At 61.1% G+C, this 26,740-nt stretch carries 22 protein-coding genes and 2 tRNA genes; 13 read left to right on the top strand and 11 right to left on the bottom strand.

The genetic code is table 11. The annotated features are described in order from the left end of the window. Positions 1–150: 150 nt before the first annotated feature. Positions 151–408 carry a DUF2798 domain-containing protein gene (locus tag B2S33_RS18905; RefSeq protein ID WP_027915763.1) on the bottom strand — a complete coding sequence of 86 codons (258 nt, stop codon included), beginning with the start codon at positions 406–408 and terminating at the stop codon, positions 151–153. Between the two features lie 115 nt (positions 409–523). Between B2S33_RS18905 and B2S33_RS18910 the strand changes: the two genes are divergently transcribed. After that, positions 524–1,453 (top strand): LysR family transcriptional regulator, encoded by a 930-nt coding sequence (locus B2S33_RS18910; RefSeq protein ID WP_027915764.1) that lies wholly within the window; start codon positions 524–526, stop codon positions 1,451–1,453. A 41-nt stretch (positions 1,454–1,494) separates the two neighbouring features. On the opposite strand, the gene B2S33_RS18915 is transcribed toward B2S33_RS18910, so the two are convergent. The 3 genes from B2S33_RS18915 to B2S33_RS18925 form a co-directional block, all read right to left on the bottom strand. Beyond that, positions 1,495–2,760 carry an OmpP1/FadL family transporter gene (locus tag B2S33_RS18915; RefSeq protein WP_023533893.1) on the bottom strand — a complete coding sequence of 422 codons (1,266 nt, stop codon included), beginning with the start codon at positions 2,758–2,760 and terminating at the stop codon, positions 1,495–1,497. Between the two features lie 144 nt (positions 2,761–2,904). Further along, the gene (locus tag B2S33_RS18920) at positions 2,905–3,387 is read right to left on the bottom strand and encodes a hypothetical protein (RefSeq protein WP_110607519.1); all 483 of its coding nucleotides are present in this window, start codon (positions 3,385–3,387) and stop codon (positions 2,905–2,907) included. 249 nt (positions 3,388–3,636) lie between these two features. Next, positions 3,637–3,861 carry a hypothetical protein gene (locus B2S33_RS18925; RefSeq protein ID WP_027915766.1) on the bottom strand — a complete coding sequence of 75 codons (225 nt, stop codon included), beginning with the start codon at positions 3,859–3,861 and terminating at the stop codon, positions 3,637–3,639. A gap of 939 nt (positions 3,862–4,800) precedes the next feature. Between B2S33_RS18925 and B2S33_RS18930 the strand changes: the two genes are divergently transcribed. Continuing rightward, the gene (locus B2S33_RS18930; RefSeq protein ID WP_181074336.1) at positions 4,801–5,217 is read left to right on the top strand and encodes a sel1 repeat family protein; all 417 of its coding nucleotides are present in this window, start codon (positions 4,801–4,803) and stop codon (positions 5,215–5,217) included. 202 nt (positions 5,218–5,419) lie between these two features. Further along, complete coding sequence (gene rmuC, locus B2S33_RS18935) at positions 5,420–6,790, top strand: DNA recombination protein RmuC (protein ID WP_165919274.1); 1,371 nt, start codon at positions 5,420–5,422, stop codon at positions 6,788–6,790. Here rmuC and B2S33_RS18940 read toward each other — a convergent pair. Then, positions 6,762–10,235 carry a hybrid sensor histidine kinase/response regulator gene (locus B2S33_RS18940; RefSeq protein ID WP_049695572.1) on the bottom strand — a complete coding sequence of 1,158 codons (3,474 nt, stop codon included), beginning with the start codon at positions 10,233–10,235 and terminating at the stop codon, positions 6,762–6,764. The genes rmuC and B2S33_RS18940 overlap by 29 nt on opposite strands. 235 nt (positions 10,236–10,470) lie before the next feature. Between B2S33_RS18940 and B2S33_RS18945 the strand changes: the two genes are divergently transcribed. The 3 genes from B2S33_RS18945 to B2S33_RS18955 all read left to right on the top strand — a co-directional run bounded on the left by B2S33_RS18945 (position 10,471) and on the right by B2S33_RS18955 (position 13,450). Next, positions 10,471–11,202 carry a GntR family transcriptional regulator gene (locus B2S33_RS18945; protein ID WP_288650854.1) on the top strand — a complete coding sequence of 244 codons (732 nt, stop codon included), beginning with the start codon at positions 10,471–10,473 and terminating at the stop codon, positions 11,200–11,202. Positions 11,203–11,326: 124 nt separating this feature from the next. Then, positions 11,327–12,595 (top strand): MFS transporter, encoded by a 1,269-nt coding sequence (locus B2S33_RS18950; protein ID WP_027915771.1) that lies wholly within the window; start codon positions 11,327–11,329, stop codon positions 12,593–12,595. A 21-nt stretch (positions 12,596–12,616) separates the two neighbouring features. Continuing rightward, positions 12,617–13,450 carry an amidohydrolase family protein gene (locus tag B2S33_RS18955; protein ID WP_145281018.1) on the top strand — a complete coding sequence of 278 codons (834 nt, stop codon included), beginning with the start codon at positions 12,617–12,619 and terminating at the stop codon, positions 13,448–13,450. 71 nt (positions 13,451–13,521) lie between these two features. On the opposite strand, the gene bglX is transcribed toward B2S33_RS18955, so the two are convergent. Then, entirely contained in the window at positions 13,522–15,819 is a 2,298-nt protein-coding gene (gene bglX / locus B2S33_RS18960) for a beta-glucosidase BglX (protein ID WP_288650855.1), read from the bottom strand. Between the two features lie 155 nt (positions 15,820–15,974). On the opposite strand from bglX, the gene B2S33_RS18965 reads away from it, so the two are divergent. Then, positions 15,975–17,852 (top strand): 1-acyl-sn-glycerol-3-phosphate acyltransferase, encoded by a 1,878-nt coding sequence (locus tag B2S33_RS18965; RefSeq protein ID WP_027915774.1) that lies wholly within the window; start codon positions 15,975–15,977, stop codon positions 17,850–17,852. A 24-nt stretch (positions 17,853–17,876) separates the two neighbouring features. On the opposite strand, the gene sugE is transcribed toward B2S33_RS18965, so the two are convergent. From sugE to rdgC, 3 genes are all read right to left on the bottom strand, one after another. Next, positions 17,877–18,194 (bottom strand): quaternary ammonium compound efflux SMR transporter SugE, encoded by a 318-nt coding sequence (sugE, locus tag B2S33_RS18970; RefSeq protein WP_023533912.1) that lies wholly within the window; start codon positions 18,192–18,194, stop codon positions 17,877–17,879. Positions 18,195–18,327: 133 nt separating this feature from the next. Next, positions 18,328–19,293 carry a bile acid:sodium symporter family protein gene (locus tag B2S33_RS18975; protein ID WP_027915775.1) on the bottom strand — a complete coding sequence of 322 codons (966 nt, stop codon included), beginning with the start codon at positions 19,291–19,293 and terminating at the stop codon, positions 18,328–18,330. A 113-nt stretch (positions 19,294–19,406) separates the two neighbouring features. Beyond that, positions 19,407–20,327 (bottom strand): recombination-associated protein RdgC, encoded by a 921-nt coding sequence (rdgC, locus tag B2S33_RS18980; protein ID WP_027915776.1) that lies wholly within the window; start codon positions 20,325–20,327, stop codon positions 19,407–19,409. A 215-nt stretch (positions 20,328–20,542) separates the two neighbouring features. Between rdgC and B2S33_RS18985 the strand changes: the two genes are divergently transcribed. Next, a tRNA-Val gene (locus B2S33_RS18985) sits at positions 20,543–20,618 on the top strand. Between the two features lie 13 nt (positions 20,619–20,631). After that, positions 20,632–20,708 (top strand) — tRNA-Asp (locus B2S33_RS18990). 98 nt (positions 20,709–20,806) lie between these two features. On the opposite strand, the gene map is transcribed toward B2S33_RS18990, so the two are convergent. Next, positions 20,807–21,607, bottom strand: coding sequence for a type I methionyl aminopeptidase (gene map, locus B2S33_RS18995; RefSeq protein ID WP_027915777.1), 801 nt, complete (start codon positions 21,605–21,607; stop codon positions 20,807–20,809). Positions 21,608–21,931: 324 nt separating this feature from the next. Here map and B2S33_RS19000 point away from each other — a divergent pair, with 324 nt between their 5' ends. The 4 genes from B2S33_RS19000 (at position 21,932) to B2S33_RS19015 (ending at position 24,460) form a co-directional block, all read left to right on the top strand. After that, positions 21,932–22,696, top strand: coding sequence for an FKBP-type peptidyl-prolyl cis-trans isomerase (locus B2S33_RS19000; protein ID WP_027915778.1), 765 nt, complete (start codon positions 21,932–21,934; stop codon positions 22,694–22,696). 490 nt (positions 22,697–23,186) lie between these two features. Beyond that, positions 23,187–23,627, top strand: coding sequence for a YkvA family protein (locus tag B2S33_RS19005; protein WP_027915779.1), 441 nt, complete (start codon positions 23,187–23,189; stop codon positions 23,625–23,627). Between the two features lie 126 nt (positions 23,628–23,753). Further along, positions 23,754–24,095, top strand: coding sequence for a helix-turn-helix domain-containing protein (locus B2S33_RS19010; protein WP_288650856.1), 342 nt, complete (start codon positions 23,754–23,756; stop codon positions 24,093–24,095). Beyond that, positions 24,092–24,460, top strand: coding sequence for a hypothetical protein (locus B2S33_RS19015; protein ID WP_027915781.1), 369 nt, complete (start codon positions 24,092–24,094; stop codon positions 24,458–24,460). Before B2S33_RS19010 ends, B2S33_RS19015 begins: the two co-directional genes overlap by 4 nt. 148 nt (positions 24,461–24,608) lie before the next feature. Here B2S33_RS19015 and B2S33_RS19020 read toward each other — a convergent pair whose 3' ends face one another. After that, positions 24,609–26,690 carry a carboxy terminal-processing peptidase gene (locus B2S33_RS19020; protein ID WP_168199520.1) on the bottom strand — a complete coding sequence of 694 codons (2,082 nt, stop codon included), beginning with the start codon at positions 26,688–26,690 and terminating at the stop codon, positions 24,609–24,611. Between the last annotated feature and the right edge of the window lie 50 nt (positions 26,691–26,740).

Below are 26,740 nucleotides of genomic sequence, written 5' to 3' on the forward strand. Positions count from 1 at the left end.
CAAGATCAAGAGCAAGATCAAGATCAAGATCAACAGCCAAACCGATAGCAGTGACCGTTATTTACAGGTAGGGGGTTAGTGAAGAGGGTACCCTGCATAGCGATTGCTGATGATTAATCTACCTATCCACGATAGCAGCTGCACGGCCATTCAAGCCGTATGCACGGTCATCGCAACCAGCCTTCCCACAATCGGCCTTACAATCAACACGCACACAAAAGCTACCGGCATCGCCAATCGATAAGCTTTCAGTACGTTGCTCATATAATCCTGATCGATTCCGGCGTTGGCTGCCGTGATCACGAAACACATCAGCAATGCCATGATGGCCGACATGTAAAAGGCAAACACATACGGCGTGGCATTCACATGCAACCTGCGACGACGGCTTTGAGTGACATCAGTCATGCGACCTCCTGGAGTCCGATTGAGGCCTTACCCTATCAACCCACTGCGCTTCACCAGTAGACCGCTCCGCCTAACTCCTTTATAAAGCAAAACTTACGAATCTCAAGGGCACAGCATGGACCTGCTCAACGCCATCCGCAGCTTCATCAAGGTCGTCGAAGCCGGAAGTATCGCAGCAGGTGCCCGCAGCCTGGGCATTACCCCAGCAGCTGTGAGCCAGAACCTGGCCCGGCTTGAAGGGCATTTGCAGGTCCGTTTGCTGACCCGCACAACGCGGCGTATGACGCTGACTCCCGCCGGCACCCAGTACTACAAGCATGTCAGGCTGATAGAGCGTGACTTGGCGCGCGCTGAACAAGCGGTGATGACCCCGGAAAGCGAACCTCAAGGTCGCCTGTGCATCGCGTCGACCTCTGCGTTCGGTCGTCACGTCCTGGCGCCCCTGATACCCGCGTTCAGCGTGCTGTACCCGCGCATTTCGATTGAACTGGTCATGAGCGACAGAAAGGTTGACCACGCACGTGAAGGTATCGATGTCAGCCTGCGCATCACGCCCCAGTTGGACGAGCACCTGATAGCCAAGCACATCGCCCGCATTCCTTTCGTCTGCTGTGCCGCACCAGGGTACCTGGCCAGTGCCGGCGTGCCACAGACGCCGGAGGCACTGCGCAATCACCGCTGTCTGGTGTTTCGCTACCCGGTCGATGGCCGTCTGTTGCGTTGGGGATTCATGCGTGATGGGCAGCGCCTGGAGCCCGAATTTGGCGACGTGCTCATCTGCGACGACATCGATGCGCTAACGCAGATGGCGGTGCATGACGGCGGCATCACGCGCCTGGCAGCGTTCATTGCCCGGCCGCACCTGGCTTGCGGTGCCCTGGTGCCGCTGTTCGAACATGGCCCTGACGGGCAGGCGTACGCGCAGACAGCACCGATGGACGTTTATCTCTGCGTGGCCGACCGCTTCGCACTCACGAGCAAGGTACACGCCTTCATGCACTACCTGCGCGACCACCTGGGCGACGAGTGGCAAGTGCCAACATGAAAAAACCGCCACAAGGCGGTTTTTTAAGATAACGGTAACGATCAGAAGCGGTAAGTGAGCGATGCCCCTACACCGTGCGCGCTGTTCTCGTACTTGGCACGGTAGGCGCCCTTGGTGGCGCTGACCTGATTGACCTTGGTGTCTTCTTCCCACAGGTAGGAGTACGCCACGTCGATGGTCATGTCCTCGCTCGGGCTCCAGCCGGCGCCCAGGCTGAAGATCTTGCGATCGCCCGTGGGGATGCGCGGCGAACGGTCCTGGTTGTTGGTCGGCGATTGGTCGACCGTGAAGCCGGTGCGCAGCACCCACTCCTTGTTGACCTTGTACGACGCACCCACGGCGTGGGCCCAGGTGTCATGCCAGTTCTGTTCTTCCGAAATGGTCTGGAAGGCAGAGCCGATCAATGGGCGCGGGACATCGTTCTGTACAGTGATGTCCTTCAGGCGGCTCCAGCGCGTCCAGGTGCTGCCAGCGTACAGCGTCCATTGGTCGTCGAGTTCATGCGTGACCGACAGGTCAACCGACTCCGGCGTCTTGATCTTGAGCGAGGCATCGAACTTGCTGCCGTTGAATGGCCCGATCAGCGGGGTGTTGACCTTGGTCTTGCCCTCGAGCTTGTAGTCGACCATGGAGTGATAGGTCAGGCCGATGCGCGTGCGGTCGGTGGCTTGCACCATCAGGCCGATGTTGTAGCCGACTGCCGTGTCGTCACCCTTGATCTTGACTTCACCGTCGTTGCGCCCAGGGGTGGCCGGGTTGATCAGGTTGGAACCCAGTTCGCCCTTGATCCGGTTGAAGGTCGGGCCGAAGCCGATCGATACCTTGTCATTGAAGGCATAGCTGACGGTAGGCTGGAACGTCACCACTTCCACGTGACTTTTCTTGCCCCAATAGCGCGCCGCGTCGTCACTGCCGTAATCGGTCACCAGACCGAAGGGCACGTAGACACCGAAGCCGACGGTCCAGTGGTCGTCGATGGGCTTGACGTAGTAACCCATGGGTACGCCGACGACCGGTACCATGTCACCGTCAGTTTCCCCCCCAAGGTTGCTGCCAGGCCCCGAGATATCGGTTTTGGCGATGACCGCTGCGCCACCGACGGTGACCTGCTGGCGCTTGAGGCGGGACATGCCGGCCGGGTTGCCGTATACGGTGCTGGCATCCTCGGCAGAAGAGGAACGTCCCGCGAAACCTGTCCCCATGCTGCTGACGCTTTGTTCGTTCAACGCGAAGCCGCTGGCGAACAGTTGGCTCGATGCGAGCGCAACAGCAACGCCAAGGGAGGTTTTGAGCATTACTTTTTTCATTATTAGAACTCCTTGGGATCTCCGAGGCGAAAAGCTACCAACAAATCACGCGTCGCGCTATAGGCGCAATCGCAGGAGATAGAGCGGTTTTGTAGGACAATCCGACTAAAATTCCTTTTCTCAGTTGAGTCTGTAAGAACCGTCTCAAGAAGCTACTGGCAGTTTCTGACCAATGCAGGCTTGCCAGGCTTCGGTGAAGTCTCGCAAGCGACCCTGAGGGTTGAAAATCTGCCGCCAGATACGCGCCTGGCCCATCCGGTCGTCCACGGCAGGCAAGGTCACCACCTGGGCCTCCACAAGCAGCCAGGCAATGGCAGTGGCGTAGCGCAGGTTGACGGTGAGTTCCAGGTCGGGTCCGCCCAGGAAGGCATGTTGGCTGGCCAGGCCGCGTACACGGCTGGCCAAGTCTGGATCGCGTGCCAGGTAGTCGTCCCAGAGCGCCCGATGACGCTGATCATCTATGCGAAAGAGGCCATGCCCGCGTCTGCCGTGCAGCGCCGATCCCAAAGCCGACTGGCAGGCAGCGATGCCGAGCAACAACACTTCGGCGCTGGCGCAGTGACGGTCAAGGTAGATCAGTGTGGGCCTGATGACATGCTGACGTAGTTCTTTGGCCGCAATACCCATGGTGCCCCCGAGCAGTAAGGGACCGGCGGGCGCAGGCGCTTGGCAGCTGTGTGAACGGTCAGGCCCGCCGGAAGCGGCGTGCACCGCTCGAGTTGAAGTGTAGTGTGATAAGGGTGACGTAAAAGGCTGTTTTTAAATCGATTGCTGCCTGACAAGCCGAGCGATATACCCGAAGGCAATTACGCTGGATTTGTGCAGGCAAGCTGGGAGGGGGTGTATCTGATGGGTGAATGCCGCAGCATTCACCGCTCACGCGGTGAGTGACTGGCGGGTACGGGCGATGACGGCCTGCAGCGGTTCGCTGCGGCTGTACTGCTCGTGGTACAGGCGTTCGGTATGGCAGGCGATACCGTGTTCGTCCACCAGCGTAAAGCTAAAGCTGCCTTTGCGGGGTGCGACGAGCAAGCATTTCAACGGCGAGAACGCCTGGGAAAGGGTACCGATTGCAGCCTGGATTTGATGTTGAGTTTGCATATTATTGGAGGTTCCTGCATTAAACACGGGGAGTAGATCCGTGCATCATAGAAACGTTCCAGTGACGTCTTTATTAAGGGACGAGAGAACCTGCTGGAACAAAGCAGCCAGAGGGAGCGCAATCAATGGTGGGCGCTTGGGCTGACTGGTAGGTACTTCAGAGGGCAGGCAGCACGCGGAGCCAAGGTTCTAGGCCTTCGCGCGGGATCCTGATCAATTGGACTCGTGATGGATGTCGCGGCAGCGTATCGGCTGCGGGCGAATCATCGAAAGGGCCGGTCCTGGTTTCAGCAGCGCGCTATTGGGAGAGCGAGTCTGCAAGGACACTGTGGGCCAGAATTGACTTTCAGCTTGGTACTAACGAGGCGCATCCTACCTGAGCCTTTCGGTGAAGGCAAGCCCTGATTGTGCGTGGGTAGCCGAGCAGTATGGCGCTTAATGCCGGCGGTGGGAAGGGGCCGAGCGTGCTCGAAGGGTGTGCTGGCCGCCTTGCTCACACACGAACGGATGCGCGGTTGATGTTTGTTCACACCGAAAGGAGGACGTGTATCAAACCTGTCCCACCTTTCGCTCCAGTCGCCAATGACTTGACTAGCCAGTTAAGTCAATGAAAAAAAACACTATTTTTCGTTGGTGAAAAAATCGTCAGTTTGACAGCAGCCCCCGTAATTCGGGGCTTGGCGGGGGGGAATAGGGTGTTGTCCACCGACTTATCCACAGGAACTGTGGATTGTCGCCGCCGCTTGCTCTAGTGCGGGGTTGGCGCCAAGCTGCCTCGGGTCTCGCCAAGAATCAGACCAGTTCGAATGACCATCCATCGTCTCGCAAACGTCAAGAAACAATCACATGAAATTTTTATAAAAAAAATCCTCAGGGTTAGGCCCGCACGTCGAAAACCGGTAGAGTGGCGCGCTTTTCGATTTGCCTGACCTGCCGCTCATGAAGTCTCGCAGTAAACAACTTGCCAGCCCCATGCCCTCGTCTGCAGAGCGTTCCGGACGGTTCACCCTAAAGGTTGCCCTGTGGCTACTCGACAATTCGCGTCTGGGTGACAAGCCTCAGGTCAAGCACTTGGCTGGGCGGTTGCTCAAGCGCCCAGCCCGCGAGGGTGTGGTGGTGGCTCAAAGCCGCCTGGGGCAGATGCTTTGCCGCGATTGTGGCAGCGCCCGTGATCGGCGTATCGGCCATGACCTGCTACGCCAGGCCGCACGCGCTGGCGATTGTCGTGCCCAGGTGGAGTATGCCCGGGCGTGCCGGGCGTCTGCGCCCGAGCAGGCCCGTAGCTGGCTGGAATTGGCGGCCGGGAAGGGGTCCCAGGAGGCCCGTCGGCTACTGCGTCAGTGGTTTGGGCACTGAGGACCACCGCCTGTGACGGCGGCACGGGCAACCTGCCGGTCAGGCTGTTAAGCTTCAGCGAATTTGCCAGACAGTGACCGGGGTAGGCATGACAGTGGATCTGGCCAGCATTCTGCTGGGCTTGGTGGCGGGCGCGGTGCCGTGCCTGGTGTGGGTCATGCAGCTTCAGCGTCGGCATGCAGCACGGCATGGCGAGCGTGCTTTGCTTGAAGAGCGTCTGAACGCAGCGCAGCTGGCCCAGGCCGGTTTGCAGGCGCAGCTCGAGGCCAGCCGTGATGAAGTCAGTGACCTCAGCGAAGCCAATACCCTCAAGCAGACGCAGCTGGCAGCCCAGGGGCGAGAGCTGGAGTTGCTGCAGATCGAGCGGGACAACGCCCGTGATGCGGCCCATGCCTGGAACCTGGAACGCGCGACTCGCGAGGCCGAGCAGCGTCGTCTGGAGTCCCAGGCCGCACGCCTCGAAGCCGAGCTGCGTGAACAGCAGGAAAGCCACCAGCAGCGTCTCGAAGACCTGCAGGAGGCCCGCGATACGCTGCGCGCCCAGTTTGCCGACATGGCCACCAAGATCTTCGATGAGCGTGAGCAGCGCTTTGCTCAAACCAGCCAGCAGCACCTTGGCCAACTGCTCGACCCATTGAAGGAGCGTATCCAGGCGTTCGAAAAGCGTGTCGAGGAAAGTTACCAGCAGGAGGCCCGTGAGCGTTTTTCGCTGGGCAAGGAGCTCGAGCGCCTGCAGCAACTCAACCTGCGTCTGTCCGATGAAGCGACCAACCTCACCCAGGCGCTCAAGGGGCAGAAAACCCAGGGTAATTGGGGCGAGCTGATCCTGGAGCGCGTGCTCGAACACGCAGGGCTGGAGAAGGGTAGGGAGTACCAGACGCAGGTGAGCCTCAAGAGCGCTGACGGTGAGCGCTTCCAGCCAGATGTGCTGATCATGTTGCCGGGCAACAAGCAGGTGGTGGTCGATGCCAAGGTCAGCCTGACGGCGTATCAGCAGTTCGTGTCAGGCAACGACGACGCGGCGCTCAAGCAGCACGTCCAGTCGCTGCGCAGTCACGTCAAGGGCCTGTCGAGCAAGGACTACAGCCGTCTCGAAGGCCTGCACAGCCTGGATTTCGTACTGTTGTTCGTGCCCATCGAGGCCGCGTTCTCGGCGGCACTGCAGGCCGAGCCCAACCTGTTCCAGGAAGCCTTCGACCGGCAAATCGTCATCGTCAGCCCCACCACCTTGCTGGCCACCTTGCGGGTGATAGACAGCTTGTGGAAGCAGGAACGCCAAGGCCAGAACGCCCGGGAAATCGCCGAACGTGCCGGGTGGCTGTACGACAAGTTCGTGTTGTTCATCCAGGACCTGGATGAGCTGGGCAGCCGCCTGCAACAGGTGGACAAGGCCTATGCGGCAGCACGTAACAAACTGTGCGAAGGGCGCGGCAATCTCGTCAGTCGCAGCGAGCAGCTCAAGCTGCTCGGCGCCCGGGCCAGCAAAAGCCTGTCGCCCGACTTGCTCGAACGCGCCTTCGCCGATGAAGTGCCCGACCAGGCAGTTACTGCACCAGGCTCAGATGACGGTTGAGCAGGGCCCGCAATGCAGCCGGCTTGACCGGCTTGGGCAAATAGTCCAGGCCTGCGGCATGCACCAGGGCGATGGTTTCCTTGCTGCCGTCGGCGCTGATGACCACCCCGGGCACCGGTTCGCCCAATCGGGTGCGTAGCCAGCCCATCAGGCGCGTGCCGGTGTCGCCTTCATCCAGGTGATAGTCCACCAAGGCCAGGTGTGGGCGCATGCCCTCGGCCAGCAGGGCCTCGCACTCGCTGCGGCTGCGTGCGGTCCACACCTGACAGCCCCAGCGGCTGAGCAGGCTGTTCATGCCAATCAGGATGCTGTCTTCGTTGTCCACGCACAACACCTGCAGCCCGGCCAGCGGCTCGCTGCGCTGCTCCACCGCCGAAGTGACAGGGGCTGGTTGTAGAGAGATCGGCACGCTCACACGGAACACGGTGCCCTTGCCTGGCCAGGAACGTACCTCCAGTGTGTGACCCAGGACTCGGCACAGTCCGTCCGCGATCGCCAGGCCCAGGCCCAGGCCTTTTTCGGCGCGGGTCTGATGGCTGTCCAGGCGTTTGAACTCCTGGAAGATCACGTGCAGCTTGTCGTCGGCGATGCCAGGGCCCCTGTCCCAGACTTCCAGCCACAGGCGCTCGCCCTGGCGGCGGGCACCCAGCAGGATCGGGCTCTTGCCATAGCGCAGGGCGTTGGTCAGGAAGTTTTGCAGCACGCGGCGCAGCAGCTTCATGTCACTGTTGACCCGCAGGCGGCTGCCGCGCAGGCGGAACGCCAGGCCTTTCTCTGCCGCCAGTACCTTGAATTCCGCCCCAAGGGTGTCGAACAGATCGTTCAAGGCAAATGGCTTGGCGTCGGGGGTGATCTTGCCGTTTTCCAGGCGCGAGATGTCCAGCAGGTCGCTGATCAGTTCTTCGGCCGAACGCAGTGAAGTGTCCATGTGCTGAACCAGTTGCCGGGCTTCCTCGGTCATGCCTTCGGCTTGCTGCGACAAGGCCGCGGAAAACAACCTGGCGGCGTTCAGAGGCTGCATCAGGTCGTGGCTGACCGCAGCCAAAAAGCGAGTCTTGGACTGGCTGACCGCTTCGGCATGGCTCTTGGCTTCGGTCAGCGCCTGGTTCAGTTGCGACAGCTCGTAGGTGCGCTCTGCCACGCGTTGCTCAAGGCTTTCGTTGGCATGGCGCAGCGCTTGCTCGGCTTCGCGGAACGGCGTGATGTCGGTAAAGCTCATCACGAAACCGCCACCGGGCATCGGGTTGCCGATCAACTCGATCACGCGCCCATTGGGGAACAGCCGCTCGGACGAGTGGGCCCGGCCCTGGCGCATCCAGTGCAGACGCCGGGCTACGTGCACCTGGGCCTCCCCTGGGCCGCACAGGCCGCGCTCGGCGTTGTAGCGAATGATGTCGGCAATGGGCCGTCCCACGCTGATCAGCCCGTCCGGGTAATTGAACAGCTCAAGGTAACGCCGGTTCCAGGCCACCAGATGCAGGTTCTGGTCGACCACGCTGATGCCCTGGTTGATGTTTTCGATGGCGCCCTGCAGCAGTGCCCGGTTGAACTGCAGCACTTCGCTCGCTTCATCGGCGATGCGCACCACGTCTTCGAGCTGCATGTCGCGGCCTTCGATCGCTGCTTTGACCACTGCACGGGTAGACGAACTGCCCAGGACACCGGCCAACAACCGCTCGGTGTGCTCGATCCAGTCACCGTCGGCGTTCTGGTTGGGGTTGAAGCCCTTGCCCTGGCGGTAGGCGAAACGGATGAAGCTCTGGCGCGCGCGCTCCTCACCCACGAAACGCGATGCCAAGGTCAGCAGGTCGTCTATCTGCACCGCCAGCAAGGGCTTGCTGCTGGGGCGGGCGCTGGTCTGCTGGCCAATGAAGCGGCCCGCTTGCCAGTGCTCGGACACGCGGGTACGCGACAGCAGTGAGACCCAGGCAAACAGGGTGAAGTTGCCGGCAAGCGACAGCACCACGCCTTGGGTCAGCGGGCTGATCGGCAGATTCAGGGGGTTGCCGTGCAACCACGCCAACCCTGGGAATACCTGCAACGACCAGCCCAGGCTGTGGGCGGCGATGGGCAGCACCAGGGTGTAGAACCACAGGAAGATGCCCGCCGCCAGACCTGCGAATACACCCCGGCGGTTGGCCTGTTTCCAGTACAGCGCCCCGAGCATGGCGGGCGTCAGTTGGGTCACGGCAGCAAACGCGATCTGGCCGATGGTCGCCAGGCTGGCCGTAGAACCCAGCAGGCGGTAGCTGACGTACGCCAGCAGCAGGATGACCACGATGGTGACCCGCCGGACCGAAAGCATCCAGTGCCGGAACACCTCGAACGGTCGCTCGGCGTTGTTGCGACGTAGCAACCAGGGCAGCAGCATGTCGTTGGACACCATGGTCGACAACGCGACCGCTTCTACGATGACCATGCCGGTAGCCGCTGACGCGCCACCGATGAATGCCAGCAGCGCCAGGCTGGGGTGGGCCTCGGCCAGGGGAAGGCTGATCACGAACGAGTCCGACATCACCGTCCCTGGCAGCAACATCTGCCCCGCCAGGGCGATGGGCACCACGAACAGTGCAGCCAGGGCCAGGTACATCGGGAACACCCAGCGTGCCAGGCGCATGTCCTGTGGCTCGATGTTTTCCACCACGGTCACGTGGAACTGCCGAGGCAGGCAGATGATGGCCATCATGGCGACAGCCGTCTGGACCACCATCGACGGCCAGTTGATGGTCTCTGTCCAGTAATCGTGCAGCTCGATGGACTGGCGCGCCTGGGTGAACAGGTCATCGAACCCATCGTACAGGTTGAAGACGACGAAGATCCCCACGGCCAGAAACGCCAACAGCTTGATCAACGACTCGAACGCGATCGCCAGCACCATGCCCCGGTGGTGCTCGGTGACGTCCAGGCTGCGCGTGCCGAATACGATGGCGAACAGCGCCAGCACCAGCGACACCACCAGCGCAGTGTCCTGTACGCGCGTGCCGGTGGCGTCTGCACTGGCGCCGATCAACAGATTGACGCCCAGCACGATGCCTTTGAGCTGCAGGGCGATGTAGGGCAGCACGCCCACCAGGCAGATCAGAGCCACGACCACGGCCAGCGTCTGGGATTTGCCGTAACGGGCAGCGATGAAGTCGGCAATGGAAGTGATGTTCTGCTGTTTGCTGATCAGCACCATCTTCTGCACCACCCAGGGTGCGAAGACCAGAAGCAATACCGGCCCCAGGTAGATCGGCAGGAATGCCCACAGCTGCTCGGCCGCTTGTCCGACCGCGCCGAAGAACGTCCAGCTGGTGCAATACACCGCCAGCGACAGGCTGTACACCCAGGCACGCAATTTGGGCGGCAAAGGGGTGCTGCGCCGGTCGCCATAGAAGGCGATGGCGAACATGACGGCCATATAGGCCAGGGCGACCGCGGCGATCAGCCCGCTGGACAACGACATGGTGACTCCGAAGCTAAATGGATAACGAGGCCCGGTCAGCCAGTCTGGCACGACAGGTGGCGCGCCGTCAGCGCAGACGATGGTCGCAGTGGCAGGTGGTCGCAGCGTGACGCACCCAAATTGCGGGCTCGTGCGGGGCCCAGCAGACGGGTGGAGGATTGACAGGCGATGCCTGGAAGCAAATACTCTCGAAAAATTCATATAGATGTCTATATAACAAGACGAGAATACAGCCATGCTTCCACTCGCCAGCGACACACGACTGCCACGCTATCAACAGCTACGCGACCATCTGGTAGCGCAGATCGCCAACAACCGCTGGCACCCGGGTGAGGCGATCCCCACCGAGGCTGCACTGGCGAGTGAATTCGACCTGTCGGTGGGCACGGTGCGCAAGGCCATCGATGCGCTGGTCGCCGAAGGCGTGCTTGAGCGCCAGCAGGGGCGAGGTACCTTCATCCGCCGTCCACAGTTCCAATCCTCGCTGTTTCGCTTCTTCCGCTTCGAAGCTGTCAACGGCGAGCGCGTCGTGCCGATGAGTCGCATCCTGAGCATGAACGCCGTGGCGGCACCGTCTGCCGTGGCTCAGGCCTTGGGGCTCGTACCCGGGGCCGATGTGATCCATCTGCAGCGGCTTCGTCTGCTCGATGCCCAGCCCGTGCTGGCCGAGGACATCTGGCTGGCCCGCCAGCCGTTCCAGTTGCTGCTGGAGACTGATCTGGATAACAAGGGCCCATTGCTCTACCCGATCTACGAACAGCTGTGTGGGCAAGTGGTCGCAGCCGCCGAAGAAGCCCTGACTGCCGAGGCCGTGGATGAAGTGCATGGGCGCCTTCTGCAGGTACCGGCTGGCAGCCCGATCGTAGTGATCGAACGGCTGGCCCGTGACTACGCCGGCAAACCCCTGGAGTGGCGCCGGTCGCGGGGACACGCGCAGCACTTCCGCTACCGCATCGATATTCGCTGACCGCGCCGTTTCAACCTTCTTTACCTGCCTGCGCCCCGTCACCAGGGCGCAGTGGCTTCGCCTGCTCGGTTGTCTGCGTTGAGGGCAACCCAGCGTACCCTTCACCCTTAAAAGGATAAGAATCATGTTCAGCTGGTACCGCCAAATTACATCGCGCGAACGCAAGACTTTCTGGGCCTGTTTTGGGGGCTGGTCGCTCGATGCGCTGGAAGTGCAGATGTTCGGCCTGGCCATTCCCGCGCTGATCGCGGCTTTCTCGCTGTCCAAAGGCGATGCGGGCCTGATCAGTGGCCTGACCCTGGTGACCTCGGCGATCGGCGGCTGGCTTGGCGGAACCCTGTCGGATCGGTACGGCCGCGTGCGCACCTTGCAGTGGATGATCCTGTGGTTCTCCTGCTTCACATTCCTCTCGGCTTTCGTCACAGGCTTCTATCCACTGCTGTTCGTCAAGGCCATGCAAGGCTTTGGCATTGGTGGGGAGTGGGCGGCCGGGGCCGTGCTGATGGCCGAGACCATCAACCCCAAGTACCGCGGCAAGGTCATGGGTACGGTGCAAAGCGCCTGGGCGGTAGGGTGGGGCCTGGCGGTAGCGTTGTTCACCTTGATCTATTCGCTGGTGCCGCAGGAATTCGCCTGGCGCGTGATGTTCTTCGTGGGCCTGTTGCCGTCGCTGCTGATCATCTGGGTGCGTCGCAACGTTCCAGAACCGGACAGCTTTCAACGCCTGCAGAAACAGAACGCCATTCCCCAGGGTTTCTTCGCCTCGATGGCGGGGATCTTTCGCCCTGAATTGCTGCGCGTCACGTTGCTGGGCGGCTTGCTGGGCCTGGGGGCGCATGGTGGCTACCACGCGGTGATGACCTGGCTGCCGACTTTCCTTAAGACCGAACGCAACTTGTCGGTGCTCAATTCCGGTGGCTACCTGGCGGTGATCATCTTTGCGTTCTGGTGTGGCTGCGTGGTCAGCGGGTTGTTGATCGATCGCATCGGCAGGCGTCGCAACATCCTGCTGTTTGCGCTGTGCTGCGTGCTGACGGTTCAGGCCTATGTCTTCTTCCCGTTGAGCAATACGCAGATGCTGTTCCTGGGTTTCCCGCTGGGCTTCTTCGCAGCCGGCATTCCAGCAAGCCTCGGCGCCTTCTTCAACGAGCTGTATCCTGCCGATGTGCGGGGAGCGGGGGTTGGCTTCTGCTACAACTTTGGCCGTGTGCTCTCGGCGGTCTTCCCCTTCCTGGTCGGGCACATGAGCGAATCCATGTCGCTGGGTACCGCCATCGGCATTGATGCCGGCATCGCCTACGGCGTGGCGGTGATCGCTGCACTGTGCCTGCCTGAAACGCGCGGCCGCAACCTCGAGCCTGCCCCGCAAGCGCCCGGTGTGGCCGCCCAGTAACCTGACCGAAAGATCAAAGACATGCCTCACAACCCTGCTTCATCCATGATTGCCATCGACAGCCATGCCCACGTGTTCAGTCAAGGGCTGACATTGGCGCGCGAGCGCCGTTATGCCCCCGCGTACGATGCACCGTTGGCGGATTACCTCAGCCAGTTGCAGGCGCACGGTTTCAGTCACGGCGTTCTGGTGCAGCCCAGTTTCCTGGGGACCGACAATGGCTATCTGCTGGGTGCCCTGCAAGCCGCTCAGGGGCGCCTGCGGGGGGTGGTGATGCTTGAGCCGGACGTTGCGCGCCAAACCCTCATACAGATGGACCAGCTTGGGGTCAGAGGCGTGCGCCTGAACCTGATGGGGCAACCACTGCCGGACCTTGCGGCCCCCCAGTGGCGCCATCGTTTCGCGTGCATGGCCGAACTGGGCTGGCACGTCGAGCTGCATCGACAACTGGCGGACATTCCCACCCTGGTGCGGGCGCTGCAACCGTACGGGCTGGATATCGTCATCGACCATCTGGGAAGGCCCGATGCGCGCAGCGGGCTGGGGCAGGCAGGCTTCGCCGACCTATTGACCCTGGGCGGGCAGGGCAATGTCTGGGTGAAGGTTTCCGGTATCTACCGCCTGGAAGGCTCGCCCGAGCAGAACGAGCTGTTCGCCCGCCAGGCGCTGGGCGCGCTGGAAGCGCACTATGGGGCCGAGCGCCTGATGTGGGGCAGCGATTGGCCGCATACGCAGCACGAACGCACGATGAGTTATGGCCAGGCGCTCGAGCAATTGCAGGCCCTAGGCTGCTCCAGCGAGTTGCGCAAGGCGCTGTTGCTGGAGACGGCCAAGGACTTGTACCGTTTCAATTGAGCCAAAGAATGGGTACGCAAGGCTTCGGTCAACCTATAGCGATCCTGTAGCGGGGTCGTCGGGGCAAGCAGTCACGGCAGGCGTTCGAATGTGGCTGTTTTGACGTGGTGCGAGTCCAGTCCGACCATCACTTCGAAGTCACCGGGCTCGGTCACCCATTGCAGGTTACGGTCCACGAATGCTAGCGCGGTGGGTGCAATCTCCAGCGTCAGGTCTCTGGCAGCACCAGGCTCCAGGAAGATGTTCTGGAAGCCTTTGAGTTCTTTGACGGGCCGACTGACAGAGGCGCTCAGGTCCCGAAGATAGAGTTGCACGGTTGTTTCGCCCGCCAACGGTCCCTGATTGGTAACAGTGACTCGAACCTTCAAGCGCTCACCCGGACGCAGACGGTCGGTGGACAAGCGTGGGGCTGAGACATCGAACTGGGTGTAGCTTAGCCCGAAGCCAAAAGGAAAAAGAGGGGTGTCATCGACGTCGAAGTGGCGCGACCGGTAAGGTGCGGGGTTGATGGGGTCGAACGGCCTGCCGGTGTTCAGATGGTTGTAATACAGGGGGATCTGGCCGACGTTGCGCACGAACGTCACTGGGAGTTTCCCGGAGGGGTTGTAGTCGCCAAACAGCACATCAGCGATGGCATTACCCCCCTCGCTCCCGCTATACCAGGTTTCCAGTACGGCATCGGCCCACTTGGTTTCGTCGTCGAGGGCAAGCGGGCGGCCATTCATCAAAACCAGTACCACTGGAATGCCGGTATCGCTCAATGCCTTGAGCAGCGCACGTTGTCCGCCGGGTAGACCCAGCTCGGTCCTGCTCGCACCCTCATGGGACATGCCGCGCGCCTCGCCAAGCACCGCGACGATTACATCGGCTTGCCGAGCCACCGCCAGGGCCTGCTTGAGCATCGCTGCGGGAGGGCTTGGGTCGATGTCGACGTGTTTGTCCGCAAGAAGCATCAGGGCCGATGGATCGTCAATGATGTTGGCCCCTTTGGCATAGCGCAATCGACCCTTGCCCGCCTGAGCCTGATGCATGCCGGAGCGAAGCGTGACCACCTCCTCGGGTCTGCCATTGGCATACCAACTGCCAAGCATGTCTGCCGCGTTATCGGCCAATGGGCCGATCAAGGCGATGTTCATGCTTTTATGCAGCGGCAGCGTGCGGTTTCGGTTTTTCAGCAGCACCAAGGAGCGGCGCGCCATATCCCGCGCTTGGGCACGATGCTGTCCGATCTGCTCGCTAGCGGCGTCGGCACCCAGGCGCTGATAAGGGGCATCAAACAGGCCCAATTCGTACTTGGTTGTGAGCACCTGGCGAACCGCGCCGTCCAGCTCGGCTTCGCTGACCTGTCCTTGCTTGATCAAGCCAGCCAGCTGGTCACGGTAATGACGGTCGCTCATGCTCATTTGTGTGCCAGCGGTCAGCGCTGCCTTGGCCGCCTGGGTGCCATCACGGGCCACGCCATGGTCTATCAGCTCTGCCACTGCGCCGTGGTCGCTGATGACTAAGCCTTTGAACTGCCACTGTGTGCGAAGCAGGTCTTTCAAGAGCCAGCCGTTGGCCGTTGCAGGGATGCCATTAAGGCTGGACAGTGCAGTCATCACGGCACCGGCCTTGGCTTCGATGGCAGCCTTGAAGGGGGGCAGGTAATCCTGATGAAGGCGTTGTTCGCTCATGTCAGCCGTGTTGTAGTCGCGCCCTCCCTCAGCCGCTCCATAACCGGCAAAATGCTTGATACAAACCATCAGGCTGTCCGGTGCTGCCAGATGCGGTCGTTGCAAACCGCGGATGGCAGCCTCACCCATGCGCGAGGCCAGGTGCGTGTCTTCGCCGTAGCCTTCGGAGATGCGTCCCCACCGCGGGTCGCGACTGACATCCAAGACGGGAGCGAAGGTCATGTCCAAGCCATCGTTGGTCGCCTCGATTGCTGCAACGCGTGCACTTTTTTCCACCGCGCGCAGGTCCCAGCTGGACGCCTGACCCAAGTTGATGGGAAAAATGGTGCGACGTCCATGGATTACATCACCTGCAAAGAACAGCGGGATACCCAGCCGGCTACGCTCGACCGCCATGGCCTGTAGCCTGCGCAAATCCGTACTGTTGGCAGCCGGGTGGGTGAACATCGCCCCCACATTCCCGGCTGCGATGGCTGTGTTCATGTCTTGAGGCGCATCACCTTGAGCGGCATATTCCATTCGCAACTGTCCGATCTTTTCCTGCAAGGTCATCTGCGAGAGCAAATTGTCGATGAACGTCTTTTGCTGCGCGTCAGGCTTGTTAGCCAGGGCGGTGACAGGCCCTATCGCTGCGCAAAGCATCAACATGGCCGTGAGTGCAGGTGAGCGGGTTGCTCGCTTGCGGGGAGGGGTCATTCCATTGACTTCCTGGGCGAATTTCCCTGACATTGCCACCTGAGTGATCAAGCTCGCTACTCGCAGATCTACCAGTTGCCTATCCCCGATATCTGTGCAATCCCCACGACCTTCCTTCACCCGTGCCCTCGCGGCTTCACCCAGGACCAAGGACGATGAGTCATTCCTCGCAATTCACCTTGCTCGGCAAGCGGCGCTTCCTGCCTTTTTTCATTACTCAGTCGCTCGGTGCGTTCAACGACAACCTGTTCAAGCAGTCGCTGATCCTGGCCATCCTGTTCAAGCTGAGCCTTGGGGACGGTGACCGATCCATCTGGGTCAATCTGTGTGCCTTGCTGTTCATCCTGCCGTTCTTTCTTTTTTCGGCGCTGGGTGGACAGTTCGGGGAGAAATTTCCCAAGGACGCGCTCATTCGTGTGATCAAGCTGGCGGAGATCGGCATCATGTCGATCGGCGCGCTGGGTTTTGCGACCAATCACCTGGCCCTCATGCTGGTGGCCTTGTTCGGCATGGGTACCCATTCGGCGCTGTTCGGGCCGGTGAAGTACTCGATCCTGCCCCAAGCGCTGCGTGAGCAAGAGCTGGTAGGCGGCAATGGGCTGGTGGAGACGGGCACCTTCCTGGCTATCCTCGCCGGCACCATCGGCGCCGGGGTGATGATGTCGACCGAACGCTATGCCGCGGTGGTAGCCGGTGGCGTGGTAGGCACTGCCGTACTGGGCTACCTGGCCAGCCGCTGGATTCCCCGTGCCGCCGCTGCCTCACCCCACATGAAGCTGGACTGGAACATCTTCAGGCAGTCGTGGACCATCCTGCGCATGGGCCTTGCCCAGCCGCCTGCGGTATCGCGCTCGATCGTCGGCAACTCCTGGTTCTGGTTCGTCGGCGCCATCTACCTGACCCAGATCCCGGCCTATGCCAAGGACTGGCTGCACGGCGATGGCACCGTGGTCACCCTGGTGCTGACGCTGTTCTCGGTGGGCATCGCCCTGGGTTCCTTGTTGTGTGAGCGTCTGAGCGGGCGCAAGGTGGAGATCGGGCTGGTGCCGTTCGGCTCCTTTGGCCTGACCGTGTTCGGCCTGCTATGGTGGTGGCATTCCGGGGATGTGCCCAGCGCTGCCAGCGCCCATGACTGGCTCGACCTGCTGGGCCTGAGCCAGGCGTGGTGGATTCTGCTGTCCATCGTCGGGCTCGGGGTGTTTGGCGGTTTCTATATCGTGCCGCTGTACGCATTGATTCAGGCACGCACCGCCGTAGACGAGCGCGCGCGGGTGATCGCTGCCAACAACATCCTCAATGCATTGTTCATGGTGGTATCGGCCCTGTTGACCATGGTGCTGCTGGGCGTGGCTGGGCTGGACATCCCGCAGCTGTTTTTGGTCGTCTCGCTGCTGAACATCGCCGTCAACGCCTACATTTTCAGCATCGTGCCTGAATTCACCATGCGGTTTCTCATCTGGCTGCTCAGTCACTCGATGTACCGCGTCAAGCACCAGGGGCTGCAGCACATTCCCGACGAAGGCGCGGCATTGCTGGTGTGCAACCACGTGTCGTTCGTCGATGCCTTGTTGCTCGCTGGCGCGATACGCCGTCCCATTCGTTTCGTCATGTACTACAAGATCTACAACCTGCCCGTGCTCAACTTCGTGTTTCGCACCGCAGGCGCCATTCCGATTGCCGGACGCAGCGAGGACCTGGCGACGTACGAACGCGCCTTCACCCGCATTGCCCGTTACCTGGCTGACGGCGAGCTTGTGTGCATCTTTCCCGAGGGCAAGCTGACAGGGGATGGTGAGGTCGACGTGTTCAAGGGCGGCTTGAGCCATATCCTTGAACAGACGCCGGTGCCGGTGATTCCCCTGGCGCTGCAAGGGCTGTGGGGCAGTTTCTTCAGTCGCGACCCGGCCAAAGGGTTTTTCAGAAGAATGTGGTCCCGGGTGACCGTCGTGGCAGGCAGCGCCATCCCTGCACAGGAGGCGCTACCAGAGCGGCTGCGCGAGCAGGTCATTGGCCTGCGCGCAGGCATTCGCTGAGCAAACCTGGCCAGCTGACCGGTATCAGCTGGCGCTGACCTTGAGGCCGATCAGGCCGCATACGATCAGTGCCACGCTGACCAGTCGAACCAACGCCATGGACTCACCGAACAGGATGATGCCGGCGATCACGGTGCCCACCGCGCCGACGCCGGTCCAAATGGCATAGGCCGTCCCCAGCGGCAGCTCTTTCATCGCCAGGCCCAGCAGGCCGAGACTGACGGCCATGGCGGCAACCGTCAGCGCGGTGGGCAGTGGCTTGCTGAAGCCGTCGGTATACTTGAGGCCAACGGCCCAGCCGACCTCGAACAGGCCGGCGAAGAACAGGATGATCCAGGACATGATGCGTCTCCATCGTTGCAAGTGATGGGGCCGTCCCCTGGATGATCACGCTGGGCGTCGTGAGGTCGTCCTCACCGTGAGCCCATGGTGCACATCTACGGTCTGCCGGGCAAGCCTGCGGGCCAATCGCCTGTCAGCGTCTGACACGTTTTGCGCCCTCGACGTCGGAGGAGGTGTCCTCCAGCCGCCGGAACCAGGTGGAAAGCAGCGCCCCGGAAATATTGTGCCACACGCTGAACAGCGCACTGGGCACGGCCGCCAGGGGCGAGAAGTGCGCAGCGGCAAGGGCTGCTCCTAGCCCGGAGTTCTGCATGCCGACCTCCAGCGCCAGCGACTTGCGCTGGGCCAAGGGCAGTTTGCACAGCTTGCCGGTGATGTACCCCAGCAAATAACCGAAGCTGTTGTGCAACATGACCACCGCCATGATCAACAGCCCCGACTCGGCGATTTTCGCCTGGCTGGCGGCCACCACGGCGCATACGATCAGTACGATGCTCACCACCGATACCAGTGGCAAAACCTGAACTGCGGTCTGCACGCGCTCACCCAGCAGGCGTTGGGCCAGCACGCCGAGTACGATCGGGAGCATGACCAGCTGCAGGATCGACCAGAACATATCCATGAAGGACACCGGAAGCCAGGCCGACGCCAGGAACCAGATCAGCGCAGGGGTCAGCAGTGGCGCCAGCAGCGTGGTGACGCCTGCGATGGCCACGGCCAGCGCGAGGTCGCCGCGCGACAGCCACACCATCACGTTCGAGGCCGTACCGCTCGGGCAGCAGCCGACCAGGATCACGCCCACGGCGATCTGCGGCGGTAGCTCGAAGAGCTGGCACAGCAGCCAGGCCATGCCCGGCATGATCACGAAATGCGCGACCACCCCCAGCATGACCCGCCAGGGTTGGCGGGCCAGGGCAGCGAAGTCGTCGAGCTTGAGGGTAAGGCCCATTCCGAACATCACCAGCCCCAGCAAGGGCACGATGGCCACCTTCAACCCAATGAACCATTGCGGTTGCAGGAAGGCCAGCACGGCGAACACCAATACCCACAAGGCAAAGGTGTTGCCGACGAATCGACTCAAGGCGGCGAGGGCGCGCATGGGGTTATCTCCAGTTCGACTGCATGCCCGGGCATTGTCGCTGCAGGCAGGGGGTCAAGTGCGGCAACGGTGCCGCACTCAAGTGTCGTGGGTACTGCCAACCCGCAGCGGGCTCACACCCCTTGCGGGATTTCTTCGCCGCCCAAAGCTTCGAAGAGCACGGGCAGGAACTCTGCAAATGTCATCATCATCAGCTGGAAGCTGGCGTCGAACTGCTGCGCGGCCTCGTCACCGCCATCCTGCTCGGCCTGCTCCTGCAGCAGTTCCTCGAATTTCAGGCGCTTGATGACCATCTTGTCGTCCAGCACGAACGACAGTTTGTCCTGCCAGGCCAGGGCGAGTTGGGTCACGACCTTGCCGGTACTCAGGTGCAGCTGGATTTCCTCGCCAGTCAGGTCCTGGCGCTTGCAGCGCACAATGCCGCCATCTTCGGCCGTGTCGCGCAGCTCGCATTCGTCCAGCACATAGAAGCCTTCGGCGGCATTCTGGGATTTGACCCAGTCGGTCATGGTGGCCACCGGGGCGATCTTGACGGTGGCCGGCCGCACGGGCAGCGAGCCCATCACTTCGCGCAGCGTGGACAGCAGGTCTTCGGCGCGTTTGGCGCTGGCCGAGTTGACCAGAATCACCCCCAGGCGCGGGGCGATGGCAGCGAAGATCATCGAGCGGCGAATGAAGGCGCGAGGCAGGAAGGCCTGAATGATCTCGTCCTTGATCTGGTCACGCTCCTTCTTGTAGACCTTGCGCATCTGTTCGGTCTCGATCTCTTCGACCTTTTCCTTGACCGCGTCATTGACCACGCTGCTGGGCAGAATACGTTCTTCCTTGCGTGCAGCGATCAGCAGGTAATCGCCACTGACGTGCACCAGCGGGGCATCTTCGCCCTTGCCGAACGGGGCGACGAAACCGTAGGTGGTCAGCTCCTGGCTGGCGCACGGACGGGCTGGCTTGCTGGCCAGGGCAGCCTCCAAAGCTTCAGGCTCGAAGGGCACGTCCTGGGTCAGGCGGTAGGTCAGCAGGTTCTTGAACCACATCGGGGAAGTCTCTCATTAATGCATAAGGCGGGCATTATTCTCCTACCAGCCCCGGAAGGCCAACCCTGTCAGAGGGCCAGCAGTGCACAAACCGGACGAAATCGGGCCGTTACGCTAGGTCGTTGAAAGATCTGTACTTTTTTCGAAATAAAGTGAAAGAAAGTGCTTGCCAGGGGGCAGGGCCGTCCGTAGAATGCGCCCCACACCGAGACGAAGGGTGATTAGCTCAGCCGGGAGAGCATCTGCCTTACAAGCAGAGGGTCGGCGGTTCGATCCCGTCATCACCCACCACTCGATGTATAGCGCAGCGGTAGTTCAGTCGGTTAGAATACCGGCCTGTCACGCCGGGGGTCGCGGGTTCGAGTCCCGTCCGCTGCGCCATATTCAGCTTCAAGGGCCCACTGAACACCCTGAAGCAATAAGAAAGCGACCCTAGGGTCGCTTTTTTTATGCCTGCATTTCAGTTTTATAGTCGCCTTTCAGGCCCGGGCCGCCTGGCCATTGAGGCCTGGGCGCTCCTCGGCCCGCAGGGTCAGTACCTCGAACCCTTCGTCCGTCACGGCCACCGTGTGCTCCCATTGCGCTGACAGGCTGCCGTCACGTGTCACCACGCTCCAGCCATCCTTGAGCGTGCGGGTGCCGCGCCCGCCCTGGTTGATCATGGGCTCGATGGTGAACACCATGCCTGGCTTGAGCTTCATGCCCATGCCGCGCTGACCGACATGCAGCACCTCTGGCGCTTCATGCATCTGCTGGCCAATGCCATGCCCACAATACTCTCGGACCACGCTGTAGCCTGCGGCCTCGGCATGCGCCTGCACGGCATGGCCAATGTCACCCAGGGTGGCCCCAGGTCGTACTTGCTCGATGCCTTTCCACAGCGCCGCATAGGTGGTGTCGATCAGGCGCCGGGCTTCATCATCGATCTGCCCGATGGCGTACATTTTAGAAGAGTCAGCAATGTAACCGCCTTGTTCCAGCGTGATGTCGACGTTGACGATCGAACCTTCTTTGAGTACTTCATCGGCGTCAGGCATGCCATGGCACACCACATGATCGACCGAGGTATTGAGCGCATAGGGGAAGCCGTACTGGCCTTTGCTGGCCGGTCTTGCCCTAAGGGCCTGGACGATGAAGTCTTCTGCGTGGTCATTGATCTGCAGGGTGGTGATGCCTGGACGGATGAAACTGTCGAGTTCGGCGAACACCTGTGCCAGCAGTTGGCCTGCGCGGCGCATCAGGTCGAGCTCGGCGGGGGATTTGATGATGACCTTGGACATAAACGCGAATAATCACTCCAGCTAGAATGCCTCAAAGCATAGACCCACGGCATACCCACATGCCACCGTCGAGCACCGATGCGTCACTTGATCGTGGATGATTTCTTTGTCGGTACCTGCTGTTTTAAATATGACTTTAGCGCTGGCGCGGGGGATCTGTCAGGTCATGGCATGAAGCTGTTACCTGGTTGATGAATTACGATTCACTTGCTGAACTTACTTACTCAAACCCGCTCCTATGCCGGTAGCCATTGGTGAGGGCTGCCTGCTAAGCTCGCGGCCTCTACCCTGATTGCCCTTATGGCGCATGAACAAGGAATTAGCATGAAACAGCATCGTTTGGCGGCTGCGGTTGCCCTGGTAGGCCTGGTACTGGCTGGTTGTGATCAGCAGGCCAGCAGCCCCGAACTGAAGACGCCTGCGCAGAAAGCTTCCTACGGCATTGGCCTGAACATGGGCAAGAGCCTGGCGCAGGAAGGCATGGACGACCTCGATTCCAAGGCGGTAGCGCTGGGTATCGAGGACGCCGTTGGCAAGAAAGAGCAGCGCCTGAAGGACGAAGAACTGGTAGAAGCCTTCACTGCCTTGCAGAAGCGTTCCGAAGAACGCCTGGCCAAGGCTAGCGAAGAGGCGGCCACTGCGGGCAAGAAGTTCCTTGAAGAAAACGGCAAGAAGCAAGGCGTGGTGACCACCGCCTCGGGTCTGCAGTACGAAGTTGTCAAGAAGGCCGATGGCCCGCAGCCCAAGCCAACCGACGTGGTGACCGTTCACTATGAAGGCAAGTTGATCGACGGCAAGGTCTTCGACAGCTCCGTCGAGCGCGGCAGCCCGATCGACCTGCCGGTCAGCGGCGTGATCCCAGGTTGGGTCGAAGCGTTGCAATTGATGCACGTTGGCGAGAAGTACAAGTTGTTCATCCCTGCTGACCTGGCCTACGGCGCCCAGAGCCCGAGCCCGTTGATCCCGGCCAATTCGGTTCTGGTGTTCGACCTGGAACTGATCGCGATCAAGGACCCAGCGCAGCTGCAAGGTGGTGAGCCTGAGGCCGAAGCGCCTGCCGACGCACCGGCTGAAGCACCTGCCAAGTAAGGCGTGTTTCGATTGAAACGAGCGCGCTGTCATCACGGAGCGTTCGGTTCACTTGATACCATTGGGGCCGCTATGCGGCCCTAATAGTATCTGCGGCAAAGCTAAATCCTGGGGAGGCTGCGCGGCCGATCCGCAGCCCCGGCAAGGCCGTAACTGCGCGGGTACAGCGTACTCCGCCTACACGGGTATCTGATGACATTCAGAGCCGTGCTGAACCTGTGGCGGAGCTGCCTTACAGGACGTTCGCATTTGGGCATCCCGTTCGAACCTGCTCTGGCGCCCACGGTCCGAACAAGGACAGGCGCTGGGTGTAAGCTGCGTCTGAAATAACTGTCCTAGGGCGGGCCCGCGCAGTGCTCTGTAACCGCTGTGTAAAAAATGCCCGATCTTGTCCGGTGCCCTGTTTATGGGCCAGCGGGCTCGGAAATGTCCCCCTGTTCACAAGGTTATCCACAATAAATGTGGATAACCTTTTCCGTCTGGAGGCACCATGAAGGCACCTTGGAATTTCACGCGCTTCCTGCCCCTGGCAGAGCGCCTGCTCAGCCGTGGGCGCTTGCCGGCGCTGCTGTTCGCGGTGGCCCGCAAAGGGCCACGCTTGGGCAAACTGCGCGAAGACGTGAAGTTGATGCAGGCCCTGTGCCTGGCATGGTGGCGAGGCGAGTACCGGGCGATCAACCGCAAGGCCTTGATTACGATCGTTGCCGGTCTGCTTTATTTCGTAAGCCCCATCGACGCCATCCCGGACTGGTTGCTGGGCGTAGGTTTTCTGGATGACATCGCCGTGCTGGGGTGGGTGCTCAAGACCGTTTCCGATGAACTGGAGCGCTTCAAGGCCTGGCGGGACACCCAGTCGCCAGAACGGCTGCAGGTAGTTGAGCGTCTTCCAGCCACCCCCGAAGACCTGCGTCTGGAGCGTGAAATCCCTTGAGGCGTCAGTGACACGGTAGAACCTTGCCGGCGCTCGACTGCAAAGATCCTGAACTTGGTCATATAATTGGCACATGAAACACGCCAATGGATTACCTTCAGTAGTCCTCTCGAAGGGATTTTTGCAATGGATATTCAGGTCATCAGCCGCGACGGTCAACCCGAGTATGCCGTCGTACCGTGGGAAGACTACCAGGCGCTGCTCAAGGCAGCAGGGCAGGCCCCAGCGAATACCCCAGTACAGTCACCTGTCGAAGAAGCCGCCTTACATGCCGCTTTGCCCGCATTTAGCGAAGTAGGTGCCATACGCCGGGACAAAGGCATCGCCGCCGAGCACCTGGCCCGCAATGTGGGGGTGAGCCCGGCTTACCTGGCGATGATCGAGTCGGGCGAGCGGGAGCCCGATGCCGCCATTCGCCGTGCCCTGGCCTGGCACTTGGGTGTGCCTGGCTGGAGCGAGGCTTCATGAGTCAGGTCAGGATCAGCCGCCAGCACTGGGACAACCTGCTGGGCGAGCTGGATCTGGCCCGACGGCAACGTCATTTGCTGACCTACCGAGCGCTCATCGAGCGCCTGCAACTGCCAAGTCCTGCCATGCAGACACTGACCGCAGCGCTTGAGTACCTGGCAGTGCTGGATGCGCGTGCCGAACAACCCCTGCGCAGTTCATTGGTGATCAGCCAGGGTGCCAGCCGCTTGCCGCGCACAGGCTTCTTTGAGTGCGTCGAGCGGTTAGGGCGCTTCACAGGGCCTGTCGATGGCATGGAGGCCGCTTCCTGGCATGCCTCTGAAGTCGCACGCGTATTCGAATACACGTATCCCGATCCCGCCTGATCAGACCCAGCAACGCTGAGCCCTCCAACCCTTCTCCAGGCGCTCCTACCAATGACCCAAAAAGAAAGCCGGGCATCAATGAGCCCGGCTTTTCTTTACACATCAGGGGAGGGTGGCGAATGGATCGTCCCTCCCCAGGGTCTGCCGCTTACTTCTTAGCCACCTTGGTGCTGGCGCTGAGGTAATCGATCAGGATGCGCCCGGTTTCCGACAGGTAGGCGTCGTCTTCCGGCTTGGTGTCTTCATCCTCGGCCGGCAGTGCATCCTCATCTTCTTTCTTCAGCTCCTTGAGCGGTTCCTCGCCCTTGGCCTTGCGACGGATGTTTTCCAGCGCCAGTTGCTTGGCCTCGACTTCATCGTGACGCGCCCGACGCTCTTGCTCATTGAGGCTGACGGTCTTTTCGGTCATCAGTTTCTGGGTCAATGCCAGGCGGTCGCGGATGTAGATGAACTCGGCATCCTTGTCGCTGCGTGCCTGGTGCTGAGCCTTGAGCTGGGCCAGGTAAGGCTTGAAGGGGTCTACCGCAGGCTTGACGACAGGACGGATGGTGTCCCATGGCATCGCTTCGGGCAGGGCGCTTTCGCCGATTTCCTTGGTGTCGATGATCGACGGGTAGTCGATGTCCGGCAATACGCCCTGGTGCTGGGTGCTCTGCCCGGAAACCCGGTAGAACTTGGCCAGGGTCAGCTTGAGCTCGCCATGGTTAAGTGGCTGAATGGTCTGCACGGTGCCCTTGCCGAAGGTCTGGCCACCAATGATCAACGCGCGATGATAATCCTGCATGGCGCCAGCGAAAATCTCCGATGCCGAGGCGGACAGGCGGTTGACTAGCAAGGCCAGCGGCCCCTTGTAGAAGGCACCTGGGTTTTCATCTTCAAGCACATCCACACGGCCATCGCTATTGCGCACCAGCACAGTAGGGCCTTTTTCGATGAACAGGCTGGTCAGCTCGGTCGCTTCCTGCAGCGAACCACCGCCATTGTTGCGCAAGTCGATGACCACGCCGTCGACTTTCTCTTTCTGCAGCTCGGTCAGCAGCTTCTTCACGTCACGCGTAGTGCTCTTGTACTCCGGATCACCTGCGCGGTAGGCCTTGAAGTCCAGGTAGAACGCCGGGATCTCGATAATGCCGAGTTTGTAGTCACGCCCGTCCTGCTTGAGTTTGAGCACGGACTTCTTGGCCGCCTGCTCTTCGAGCTTGACCGCTTCACGCGTGATCGACACGATCTTGCTGGTCTGATCGCTGGGGGCGTTACTCGCCGGGATGATTTCAAGGCGTACCACCGAGCCCTTGGGGCCGCGAATCAGCTTGACCACTTCGTCCAGGCGCCAGCCGACGACGTCGACCATTTCCTTGTTGCCCTGAGCAACGCCTATGATCTTGTCGGCCGGCGCGACCTGCTTGGTCTTGGCCGCAGGCCCCGCCGGTACCAGGCGCACGATCTTGACCTGATCGTTGTCGCTTTGCAGCACCGCGCCAATCCCTTCGAGCGACAGGCTCATGTTGATGTCGAAGTTTTCGGCGTTGTCCGGCGACAGGTAGTTGGTGTGCGGGTCGTAGGACTGGGCAAACGTATTGATGTACGCCTGGAAAATGTCTTCGGCGCGGGTCTGATCCAGGCGTGCCAGCTGGTTCTTGTAGCGCTTGATCAGGGTTTCCTGAATCTGCTTGGGCTCTTTGCCAGCAATCTTCTGGCGCAGCACCTCGTCCTTGACGCGTTTACGCCACAGGTCGTCCAGGGCAGCCTGGTCCTTGAGCCAAGGCGCGTCCTTGCGGTCGATCAGCAAGGTCTCGTTGACCGTGAAGTCGATCTTGTCCACGCCCTTGTTGAGCTCGGCCAAGGCGAAGTCCAGGCGCTGCTTGACCCGGTCCAGGTAGCGCTTGTAGATGGTGAAGCCAGGGTCGAGGTTGCCGCTTTTGAGGAAGTCGTCGAACTGCGTCTTCCACTTGTCGAATTCGGCGATGTCGGCGGCGGTGAAATAGCTGCGCGCCGGGTCCAACAGCTTGATGTAGCTGTCGTAGATGATGACCGAACGGGCGTCATCCAAGGGCGGCTTGCTGTAGTGATGGCGTTTGAGCAGCTCCACCACGTTGAGGCTGGCGACGATTTCGTCGCGGTCCGGTTGCAGGCTGTCCCATTTGTTGGCGGCCGCCGCATTGCCGCCGAGCGTAAGGCTGCCAAGGCCGATCATCAGTGCCAGGGCGGTGCTGGGTAGGAAATGCTTCATGCTGATTCGACGTGGGGGCAATTGATCACGCATAGTAGGCCGTCTTTTCC

The organism is Pseudomonas sp. UBA5568, assembly GCF_002425525.1.
Taxonomy (GTDB): Bacteria; Pseudomonadota; Gammaproteobacteria; order Pseudomonadales; family Pseudomonadaceae; genus Aquipseudomonas; species Aquipseudomonas fulva.